Origin of the sequence: Leptolyngbya sp. BC1307 (genome assembly GCF_002286735.1) — a bacterium.
Taxonomy (GTDB): domain Bacteria; phylum Cyanobacteriota; class Cyanobacteriia; order Phormidesmidales; family Phormidesmidaceae; genus Phormidesmis.
In genome coordinates this window covers 1-10898 of the sequence record NZ_NRTA01000081.1, presented here as the reverse complement: position 1 = coordinate 10898, position 10898 = coordinate 1, and the positions used below count along the sequence as shown (strand labels likewise).

Genomic DNA, 10898 nt, shown 5'->3' with positions numbered 1-10898 from the left:
TTTGTCCCCGTCATTCGACAGTTTATTCTAGAAAACGTAACAGAAGCTACTTTCGCTTGACCATAGTTTCGTTTTGCTGTCAATGCGTAACTCCTATCTTATAGTATCTACAGGAAATTCAGCAAGTTCTTGAACAAGTTTAATGTCACGACAATTTTATCAACCGATTGCCAGCATCTACATACTAGGACATTGTTCTTATGGCTATAGCCATTGATTCTGCTAACGCTCATCTTTCTTCACCAGGTTTACCGCTAGCGCTTTCAGCTAGCTCCATTTTGCGCGGCATTGATGCGGTTGCGCTCAATTGCTTGCCGTTAGTTTGGCAGCAAATAGCAGCCCGAGAAGTCACTACGGGACATGACGATCCTGATTTTTTGATTGCCTTAGCTCGCTTGTTTTTTACTAAAGGAACTGACGGTAGTTCGGAAATATTCCAACAGGAATCTCAGAAGGCATCTAGCTTTCAAGCATTCTATGCCAAAGGTGTATTCGAGACTTTGGACTTTTTTGGCAATGACTTTTTGACAACGGCGTATCCTAACTTTGAGAGATCGCACCAAACAGCCAAAGCTCAAGATGGCGCTGAGGCGCTGAGCGAGTGATTGCTTTTACGCAAGCGGTATTTGAGGATTTTGGCTACGAGCTGCCCGCGAGCTTTTCCTGGATGCTGCTGTGCCCAATTGAGGCCCAATTGAGCGCGACTCTATTTAGGAGAGCGAAAAAAATCAGGGAAAATCTCGGAAATTCGTACTCTTCCCGCTCAGATGCGTACCTTCTCAATCCTGGGATCGGCGATCTCAACCCACAATCAACGTCGGTATTCAGCATGAACCCTTATAAAATCGTTTGTACTATTCGACGAGTTTTCAACGTTTTCCCCACTTTTTTCGCTCTCCTTATCTGCTCGCGAATTGGATTGACCTCTGGGCCTGGCCGCCGGTTTTAGATTGGAAGGCAACCTCTCGCTTAGCCTTAGAGAGATTGTTACCTTCTGTGCTCTGGATCGAGCTACTCAGACGCATACGTGATAGTGCCGATATCGCTGCCCAACAAAGCTTTCAGATTGACCTCAAATCATTGCCCGACCGGGCTTATCGAGATTGCTGCAAGATCTGAGCCCCTCACGAACAGCACTGCTGGCTATTCGATCAACCTGAAAGAAACTCAATTGTCGTCCCCATGGCGACAATTGAGGCTTTTCAAGGTTGATTAGTTTGTGTTTCTTAGGAGTCAAGTTATTTAATCCTCGATCCTTAGACAAATCAGCGGTCAGATAAAGCGGTCGAGGGCGGCTTTGAGCGCGGCTACCTCTGCTTCGATATTGCCTTCATCGACAGCTCGGGTGATACATTCGCTCAGGTGCTCGTCTAAGATGATGCGGGCGACCCGGTCTAATCCACCTCGAACCGCCGCAATTTGAATTAATACATCTGGGCAGGGACGATCATCTTGCACCATCGTTTTAATGCCGCGCAGGTGGCCTTCAATGCGAGAAAGCCGGTTGATAATTCGCCTTTGAGACGTTTCGCTGTGGACGTGATCAGCGCTATGGCTGTGGTCGGTGCCCTGACTGGGTAGGTGGTCACCCTTTAACGAGCTATGATGATCTGCTGACGAGGGTTTCATTGAGTTGCTTTGGGTGAAGTTGAAAAGCTGCTGTATCAGCTAATAAGCGTAAGAATTTTAAGCTTTATTTTAAGATAACTGTAACGAGATTGTTGAGAAAACTGTCTAGCGAACGCCGCTGGAGAACGCCGCTGTATTTGCAGGCATTGCATCATTGTCCAGGTTCAAAATGTGATCGCACAGCCGCTTAAGCAGAGGCAGATCGTGACTGATCACCACCATCCCTATTTGCTGTTGCCTGACAAAGGCAAGCACCGTTTGCCAGATCAGCGCCTGGGTATTGGCGTCGAGCATGGCGGTCATTTCGTCGGCGATCAGGTATTGCGTGGCTGGGTTAAGAATGCGGGCGATCGCCACCCGCTGCAGTTCACCGCCGCTGAGCTCGTGCGGGTAGCGGTTTAGCCAGCCGGGGTGAATGCCAAAGGCTGCTAGCTGATCGGGGTTAGGCGGACGGCCTTCCTGTAAAATCTGACGAATGCGCCAGCGCGGATTGACCGTTAGCTCAGGATTTTGGAAGACGAGCTGCACCGGGCAATATCCTTTTGGGGGCAGCGATCGCCCGTTCACGCTCACCGTTCCTCTGATCGGCGGCAAATAACCCGATAGCAGCTTACCCAGCGTGGTTTTACCATAGCCCGAGGGTGCCATCAGCCCCAGTATTTCACCGGGCGCTACCGCTAAGCTTCTCTCTTCAACGACCCACGGCAACTGTTTACCGTAGCGAAACCACAGATGGTTACCTTTCAGCATGAATACACCTCACCCAGCCGTCTTTTAGATTTCTCAGCTTCGGCCTTTCTGCCTGGCACGGCTCGCTCACCCAGAGGCAGCGATCGCCAAACAAACAGCCTTTGGGCAAATTCTCCGGGCTGGGCTGATTGCCTGGGACGGGTACAAATTCGTTTTGGGGGAGCGATCGCCAGAGCGCCTGCGTATAAGGATGGCGCAAATTCCCGGTAGAAAAGTCTTTGGCTGCCGCAATTTCTACGGTTGTACCCGCGTAGAAGACCGCGACCCGATCCGCAATTTGCAGGGCAGCTTCAATGTCGTGCGTGATCAAAATTACGCCGCGCCCTTCGCGGGCTAATTCCCGCAGGTGATTGAGCGTTTCGGTAACAATGTCAGGATGGAGCCCTGGGGTGGGTTCATCGGCAATCACAAGCTGAGCCGGGGTGACGACGGCAGTCGAAACAAGCACCCGTCTGGCCATACCGCCTGAGAGCTGAAAAGGATAAAGGTTGTACGTAGCGGCTGGCAAATCGTAGCGCGCAAAGGTTTTTTGCGCGCTTATCCTGGCGGCTGCTTTAGACTGTCCGGCTAGCTGCGCCACCCGCTGCACCTGCTGCCCAACGCTCATCAGCGGATCTAAATACCCGACTGACTGCGGAATCAAGGCGATCGTTTTACCGCGCAGTGCCCGGCAGCGCTGCGGCGTGAGGGTCTCTCCCTGAAATTGCATTGTGCCGCTGAGGGTTGCATTGTCTGGCAAAATGCCTAGCAGCGCATGGGCCAGGAGACTTTTTCCCGAACCGCTCGCGCCCACCACCGCGACGACTTCGCCTGCTTGCACGTCTAGATCTAAATCGGTAATCACCGCAAGCTGCTTGCGCCGGAGACCCTGGTCGTATTGAGTGAAGGTTACACCCAAGTTGGAGATAGAGAGCATGGTTATCCCTGGCTAGTTTTGGGGTCGAGGAGCGATCGCAAGTTCTCACCCAACCAGTCAAACGCCTTTACCGACAGCAGCAGGAGAAGCCCAGGCATGACGCCTAACCACCAGTAGCCGGTCGAAAGGTGACGCATCGACTCCGCCAAAATGATGCCGATTGCGGGTAAATGCGGTGATATGCCAATGCCAATAAAAGACAGTGCCGCCTCATGGAGAATAGCGTGAGGAAACAACAGAATTAATCCTACCAATAGCTGCGGCACAATATGCGGCACCATGTGATGACGGGCAATCCAGAGGGAAGATTTGCCTAGCTGACGAGATAAATGCACATAGTCAGCGCTGTTGGTCTGCAATACTTCCGCTCGAATCACGCGCGCCAAGCTCGTCCAGTGGGTCAGCGCTACGGCAATAATCACGCCCCTGGTGCCGCCGCCGACTGCAAAGGCGATCAAGATTAGCAGGACTAAATGAGGCAGGCTGAAGAAGACATCAATCACCCAGATAATCACCGCGTCTACCCAGCCGCCAAAGGTACCGGCGGCCAGCCCAAGCCCAGTACCAATTAGGGCGCTAACGCTAGCGGCCAAGAGCCCGACTCGTAGGCTTAAGGAGAGGCCATGAAGCGATCGCCTCAACATATCGCGCCCCAGCCAGTCGGTACCAAAAGGATGACCCCACGAGGGCGGCTGATTGCGCTGCGTGAGGACGGTAGTTAGCCCTGACTCTCCTAGAAACCAGGGGCTCAAGATGATTGCGAGCAGAAAGAGCGTCCCCAAAATAATCGCCGCTAAGGTTTGTTGCCGTCGGCTATTTTGTCGTCGTTTACGCTGCCGAGATAGGCTTGCTGTATCAGCAGTAATCGTCATCCGTTTACTTGACCTCCCAACCGAATGCGCGGATCGATAATTGGATAAGCCAGATCTGCCAGGGTGTTGCCAGTGTAGACGAACAAAGCGCTAAAGAATACAATGCCAACCAACAAGGGAATATCACTTCGCAGCGCCGCCTGCACGGTCGCTTCGCCCAAGCCCGGATAGGCAAACACTTGCTCTACGAGTACCGAACCGCCAAAGAGTTCACTCAAAGAAGCAAATTGTAAGGTAATTGCCGGAAGAAGAATATTGCGAAAGCCATGATAGCGCACGACGTTCCACAAGCTTTCTCCCTGAGCCAGGGCAAACAGCACATAGTCACTATGCAACACCTCAATCAGCTTTTGGCGGGTGTGCAGAGCGATATTGGCAATGCCAATAATGCTCAGGGCCAGCGCAGGCAACAGCAGATGGTGAAGATGCTGCCAGAAGGTGACATTTTGTGACAGCACACCAGGCGGCGCAGCGCAGCAAATCGGGGCAATCTTCCAAGAGACAGCGAAAGCGATGAGCAACAATAGCGCCACCCAAAAGGTAGGCGAAGAGGCCAGCGTGTAGGCATACAGCCGAATTAGCCGATCTACCCAGCTTCCGGCCAACGCACCCGCTAAGATGCCCAAAGCTAAGCCCAAGAGACCAGAGAGGAGCCACGCGATCGCCAGCATTTGCAAAGACGCCTGAAACCGCGAAGCAATCACCTCACTCACCGGCCGATTGAACACCAGCGAAGTCCCCAGATTGCCCTGGGATAGCTGTCCTAACCAGTCGAGAAAGCGATTCCACATTGGCTGATCGAGTCCCCAACGCTCGGCAATCAACGCCTGCTGATCGGCGCTAATTTGCATCATATCTGCGCCGATGTACGCCTGTACCGGATCAATCGGCGAAAAATTCAGCAGCACAAAAGTAAAAACGGCGACTGCCATCAGCAACAGTCCTAAGCGCAACAGCTTTTGCGCCGCAAATACTGCAAGAGAGCCTATTCGCATGTCCACTGCCAGTCAGCGATATTCGCCGTGATCGGCCAGCCGTGACCGTGGGGCTCTACCTGAGACTGACCAATATCCAAGCACTCATCGACGAAATAAGTATGATCGAGATTCACCAGCCAGGCCCAGGCCGCATCTCCTTTAGTGGTCACCCCTTTGTCACCATCCCACTGCGCTGCCTTCCAGTACGTGATGGCCTCCGCCTCCGAAGGTGCGCCCATGGCTAAGTCCAACATGCTGTCAATTGCCTGGTCAGCGTAGTAGCCTGCATTGTTGTAGTCTCCCTGCGCCGACTGAGAATGATACAGGTTGTACATTTCCGTTTGGTCGTGACTGCCCCAGCCAAACACCACTACATTGCTGTGCATTAACGGCTCAATATCATCCCAGCTTTTTCCTTCCACGTTGGCAGAGATGCCAATCGGTTTTAGCATTTCGGCGGTAGCGAGTGCCAGCGCCTGCCGAATGCTGTCGTCAGCCTTGTAAAGGATGGTGAATTCAGCATCTAGCCCATCTTTTTCGACAATGCCATCTCCATTACTATCAGCCCAGCCGCCCTCAGCCAAAATCTCTTCAGCCTTTTCGGGCTGCGCATCTTCAATGTCGGCCTCAGACTCTTCCCAAGCCAGACCGCTCACCGGGCCATAGGCAGGTGAACCATAGCCTTCTAAGATGCCATCAACCAATGCCTGACGATCAATTGCGTAGTTCACGGCCTGCCGAATCGCTAGGTCAGCTGTCACATCGTTGCCAACCGGGTCACCATCGGGCGTTTGTTGACTGTTTGCGGGCAGGTAGGGAAACATCAGCCCCCGATTGTCTACGCTGGTTACATTGCGGAGGTTCATTCCTTCAATGGTTTGCACTGCTAGCGACTGCGGCACGGCGGCTACTTGCGCTTGCCCAGCTTTAGCAGCGGCGAAAGCGCCATCTTCTTCTACAAACAAAAATACCAGCCGCTGAATGCCCGGTGCTTCGCCATAGTAGTCAGGATTGGCTTCTACAATCAGCTGTTGGCCTTCGTCCCACTGCACCAGCTTGTAAGGGCCAGAACCGATTGGATTGCGGGCGTAGTCTTCTCCGTGGGCATGTTCGGGTACGATTCCCAGCGTAATCAGACGATTGACAAAAGTGCTCTGAGGCTGCTTCAGCTTGAGTTCTACGGTGGTGTCATCTACAGCCGTGGCTTTCTCTAGCTGCGTCACATCGGTCAGACCACCGCTCTCTGCTGCTTTGTTGAAGGTATAGGCAACATCGGCAGCAGTCAGGGGTTCACCATCAGAAAATACCGCATCTTCTCGGATAGTAACCGTCCAGGTTTTGCCGTCTTCGCTAACGGTGTAATCTGTCGCCAGGTCGTTGACAATATTTAGATCCTGATCGCGTTTTAGCAAGGTGCTTTGAAACAGCGAAGCTCCGTAGCGTCCCCAGCCTAAGGTTGGGTCGTAGCCTTCTTCGCCTTCTCCGCCGATGGCTAGCACAATTTGTTCAGCAGAGCTAGATTGGGCAGATTCAGCCGTGTTCTCTGCTGTGTTGGTATCTGTGGGCGCACAGCTTGCGATCGCCCAGCTAGCCAGTAAAACGCCTAACCCCTCAATCAGACGTTTCCGTTTAAGTATCTGCATGTTGAATAGTCGGAACCTATGAATCAAATAACACCAAGCCAAAGCCAATCGTATCGTCTTCAACAGACTGAAACAATCCGGGGGGAGGGGATATTAGAGCGAAATTTGAGTTTTCTAAAAGCTTTTCAAAGGCGTTCTAAAAGGTCAGTCTATTGAGATAGCCGGTAATCTACCCATCTTTTTGCTCGCTGAATTGCCAGCTTTTGAGAAGCGGCATAGGGAACAGCTACCACGCTACTTTTCGCGTCATTGGCCCAAACTGCGTAAACAATCTGTCCGTCCTCTTCGCTTCGATCTAGCTCGATTTTCCAGCCCCGATATTCAAACGAGAGCACAATTTGGGGATAATCCGGTTGAGACATAAGCCTGAAAAAATTCTCAAAAATTACAGATGGCTCTGCCTCGCGCTAGACTAGCCGCGCAGACAGAGCCAGAAGATAGACAACTCTTATGCTGCCGCTAGATTCTGAGCTGCAAAGTCCCAGTTCATCAGCTCATTTAAGAAAGTAGAAATATACTCAGGGCGCTGGTTTTGATAGTCCAGGTAATAAGCGTGCTCCCATACATCCATCGTTAGTAAGGGCACCTGATTGTGGGTCAAAGGGTTCACAGCGTTGAGTGTTTTGGTTACCTTTAAGGTGCCACCGTCTAAAACCAACCAGGCCCAGCCACTGCCAAATTGAGCGGCCCCGGCTGATTTAAAGGCTTCTGCAAACTGGTCATAGCTGCCAAAGTCAGCGTCAATTTTTTTCGCTAGCTCTCCCGATGGCTTACCGCCACCGTCAGGCTTCATGCTCTCCCAATAAAAGGTATGATTCCATGCTTGAGCAGCGTTGTTGAATAATCCTGATTGCTCAGGATTATCGACAATAGATGTAATCACAACTTCGATAGGCTGACTGTCGAAATCAGTTCCTTTTACAGCCGCATTGAATTTGTTGACATAACCAGCATGATGCTTGTCGTGATGAAATTCTAGAGTACTTTTAGAAATGTGGGGCTCTAGTGCGGTGTAGTCATAAGGTAAATCAGGAAGTTCGTAGGCCATCGTTTGTAAGTATCCTCTCAATGGATGCGAGCAGACATTGCTGCTTTGCTTGTTGAGCATATCTCACCTGTAGAACCTGTTGCTATGCGCCCCAGGGGGATCTGAAGGGCCTAAGTTCGCAGCAGCCGCAGCCCGTTTAGTGTGACCAACAGCGTAGATCCTTCATGACCCAGAACGCCCGCTGGCAAGGTGAGTTCACCCAGAAAGTTGGCGATTAGCAGCAGCGAAATAGAGATTAGCGCTAGGGTGATGTTTTGTTTGATAATACGCTGTGACTTTGCGCCAATTTGAATCGCCTGTTCTAGCTTTTCGAGGCGATCGCCCATCAGCACAATATCAGCCGTCTCCAGCGCCACATCGCTACCCGTCACGCCCATCGCAATTCCTACCGAGGCTTGAGCGAGTGCCGGGGCATCGTTGACGCCATCTCCCACCATGGCCACTTGCTGATACTGCTGTTGCAATTGCTGAATCACCCCTACTTTATCTTCCGGCAGCAAATCTGAGTATGTTGTTTGCACGCCAACGGCTTGCGCGACGGTTTGGGCGGTGGCCGCATTGTCGCCTGTGAGCATGACAGTCATAATCTGGTTTTTTGCCAAAATAGCCAGCAAGCGAGCCGATTGAGGCCGTACCTGATCGGCCACTGCCAGCAGCCCTAATACCTGACCGTGAGCGCTCACCCAAATCACTGTTTTGCCTTCAGACTCTAGCCGTTGACTATCGAAAGTTAGTCTAGAATCTAAGGTTGAAGCCAGGTCTGCACTAACAAAAGCGAGTTTGCCCACCCGTACCGGTTCTCCCGCCAAGCTTCCTGAAATTCCTTGGCCGACTGTGGCCTGCACTGCTGTCATGGGCCGTAAAGAGATCTCTCGTTTTTGGGCTTTCTCTACCACAGCCTGAGCAATCGGATGCTCTGAATAAGCTTCTAGCGAGGCGGCTAGTTGCAGCACTTTATCAGCGGAGATGCCGGGCGCTGCCATCAGGTCGCTGGTCTGGAGAATGCCGGTCGTGAGCGTGCCGGTTTTGTCGAAGGCGATCGCCCTGACCTGCCCAATCTTTTCGAGTTGCGCACCGTCTTTAAAGAGAATGCCTTGCCTCGCGCCTTTAGCAATACCAGAGAGCAGCGTCGGCATAATCGCCGCCATCAGCGCGCAGGGAGAGGCCACTACCAGAAAAACCAGCGCCCGGTAAATTGTTACCTCCCAACTCCAATTCAGCAGCAGCGGCGGCACCGTCGCCAGCAGCAGCCCAACCACCACAATCACTCGGGCATAGCCCCGTTCAAACTTTTCTAAAAACTGTTGCGAAGGCGGTTCAGCCGTTTTGGCCTGCTCCACCAGTCGAATCACTCGCTGAATCAGACTGCTTTCGGGCGGCTTGTGCAGCTCTACCGTCAGGGCTCCGCTGCCGTTGAGCGTTCCGGCAAAGACTTCATCGCCCGGTTCTCTATCTACCGGCACAGATTCGCCCGTAATTGACGCTTGGTTGACAGTGCTGCTACCGATCCGCACGATGCCATCGGTGGGGATGAGTTCACCCGGTTTGATTAAGATGCGATCGCCCACCTGCAAATCTGCTGTCGCCACTAACTGCGCTTCACTTCCCAACATTCGCCGCCCTGTATCTGGCGTGAGCTGCATCAGACTACGAATATTGCGCTCTGTGCGGTGCATCGCCACACTTTCTAATGCGCCGCTGATCGCAAAGATCAAAATCAGCACCGCGCCATCGACCAGCAAAAAATATTCCCGCTGCCACAGCCCCAACGTAGCCGCCCCGATCGCCGCTACGATCATCAACAGATCTACATCCAGCTCTCGCTCTTGCCACAGGGTCGTCAGCCCTTCGCGAGCACTCTCGTAACCGCCAATTACGTAGGCCGCCAGTAAAATCCAGACGCCTAGTCCTAGCCAGCTACCGTGGAGTGCCAGCCAGCCCAATAGGGTGAGCAGCGCGCAGATAGCAGCGGCGATCGCCTCAGGATACGTTTTTAGCAAGTCACGCGATCGCTGAGAGAGCCGCGTAGCTGGCGGTGCTGAGAAGAAAGTATTGGCCATATTACCCTGATGCTTGCAAGATCTGAACAGCCTCAGTGTAAACCTTGACACTGATGTCAAGGTCAAGTCACGCTTTAATTATTCACCATATTTAGCGCTGCTGACTTTACCTCTAAATACGACGTACTGATAGATGTCGTAAAACAGCATAATAGGAATCAGAAATCCGACAAAAATAAGCATAAATACCAGCGCGCTAGGCGAAGCTGCTCCTTGATATATCGTGATTTTAGTTGGGATAATATAGGGAAATACGATCAAACCGATGCCAATAAATGACAGCAAAAATAGCAGCAGTGTCCAAATGATTCGCCTGCCAAAATATAGCGTCGTTATGAACAACAAACTATAGAGTGCAACAAAGCCGATCAGCGAAGTAAAAACTGTCTCTGAGGGAATGTGTGAAGCGGTGTTGATCGTCCGAATTTCTCCATACACCGTCAAGGGTTGTTGTCCTACACAGCGAACAATCCAGCCTGAATCGGTGGCAATATAGCCCAGGGGCGCGGCAAAAATCCAGGCGCGCATTAGCCACTTTTGTTTGCCAATTGTGTCGTCAGCGAGTTTGCCGCGCAGCCATTGCCATACACTCCACAGCATTAGCGCTGCTAAGAAAAAGCCAATCGCAATCATGATCCGAAAGGCGTAGTAGATTAGCCCAATCTGGTGAGGCCGATCTGCTGGCGCAAATGCTTTGAGACCTTGCACAGGCTCCGAAAGCTTTGGTTTGAGTTCCAGAATGAGTCCTAGTGGAGCGTCAGAGCTTAATTTGAGGATAAATGGAAATCAGTCTACACCGAGCATCCTCAACTTTCATTTGCCAGTCAACCCCTCGTTGAGTGTTGTTGATATCCGTTGACCAAGCCGCAATTTCGCTGCGGATGGTTTCGATATCCTCGAATCGTCTACCGTCAACACATTGACGGGTCATCGCGCTCAGCTCGTTCTCTGCGACATTCAGCCAACTGCCATGCTTCGGGGTGTAGCAAAACTCAATGCGCCG

11 protein-coding genes and 1 pseudogene are annotated in these 10898 nt (G+C 52.0%); 1 reads left to right on the top strand and 11 read right to left on the bottom strand.

Annotated elements, in window-relative coordinates:
• Nucleotides 1-200: 200 nt before the first annotated feature.
• Complete coding sequence (locus CKL79_RS21225) at nt 201-605, top strand: hypothetical protein (RefSeq protein WP_121971539.1); 405 nt, start codon at nt 201-203, stop codon at nt 603-605.
• A 667-nt stretch (nt 606-1272) separates the two neighbouring features.
• Here the strand turns inward: CKL79_RS21225 and CKL79_RS21215 are convergent.
• The 11 genes and pseudogenes from CKL79_RS21215 to CKL79_RS21165 form a co-directional block, all read right to left on the bottom strand.
• The gene (locus CKL79_RS21215) at nt 1273-1629 is read right to left on the bottom strand and encodes a metal-sensing transcriptional repressor (protein WP_121971537.1); all 357 of its coding nucleotides are present in this window, start codon (nt 1627-1629) and stop codon (nt 1273-1275) included.
• A 105-nt stretch (nt 1630-1734) separates the two neighbouring features.
• Nucleotides 1735-2379: an ATP-binding cassette domain-containing protein gene (locus CKL79_RS21210; protein WP_121971536.1), complete on the bottom strand. Its 645-nt coding sequence runs from the start codon at nt 2377-2379 to the stop codon at nt 1735-1737.
• Nucleotides 2366-3295 (bottom strand): ABC transporter ATP-binding protein, encoded by a 930-nt coding sequence (locus CKL79_RS21205; protein WP_121971535.1) that lies wholly within the window; start codon nt 3293-3295, stop codon nt 2366-2368. Before CKL79_RS21205 ends, CKL79_RS21210 begins: the two co-directional genes overlap by 14 nt.
• 2 nt (nt 3296-3297) lie before the next feature.
• On the bottom strand, nt 3298-4167 hold the full coding sequence (locus CKL79_RS21200) for an ABC transporter permease (RefSeq protein WP_121971534.1): 870 nt from the start codon (nt 4165-4167) through the stop codon (nt 3298-3300).
• Complete coding sequence (locus CKL79_RS21195) at nt 4164-5162, bottom strand: ABC transporter permease (protein WP_170944154.1); 999 nt, start codon at nt 5160-5162, stop codon at nt 4164-4166. Before CKL79_RS21195 ends, CKL79_RS21200 begins: the two co-directional genes overlap by 4 nt.
• Entirely contained in the window at nt 5153-6787 is a 1635-nt protein-coding gene (locus CKL79_RS21190; protein ID WP_121971532.1) for an ABC transporter substrate-binding protein, read from the bottom strand. Before CKL79_RS21190 ends, CKL79_RS21195 begins: the two co-directional genes overlap by 10 nt.
• 149 nt (nt 6788-6936) lie before the next feature.
• Entirely contained in the window at nt 6937-7149 is a 213-nt protein-coding gene (locus CKL79_RS21185) for a hypothetical protein (protein WP_121971531.1), read from the bottom strand.
• A gap of 86 nt (nt 7150-7235) precedes the next feature.
• Nucleotides 7236-7835 carry a superoxide dismutase gene (locus CKL79_RS21180; protein WP_121971530.1) on the bottom strand — a complete coding sequence of 200 codons (600 nt, stop codon included), beginning with the start codon at nt 7833-7835 and terminating at the stop codon, nt 7236-7238.
• Between the two features lie 110 nt (nt 7836-7945).
• Nucleotides 7946-9895, bottom strand: coding sequence for a heavy metal translocating P-type ATPase (locus CKL79_RS21175; protein ID WP_121971529.1), 1950 nt, complete (start codon nt 9893-9895; stop codon nt 7946-7948).
• Nucleotides 9896-9973: 78 nt separating this feature from the next.
• Nucleotides 9974-10645, bottom strand: a pseudogene (locus CKL79_RS24030) (cytochrome ubiquinol oxidase subunit I); the annotation flags it as partial.
• 7 nt (nt 10646-10652) lie between these two features.
• Nucleotides 10653-10898: transposase (locus CKL79_RS21165; protein WP_170944153.1), on the bottom strand; the 246-nt coding region annotated here is incomplete at its 5' end.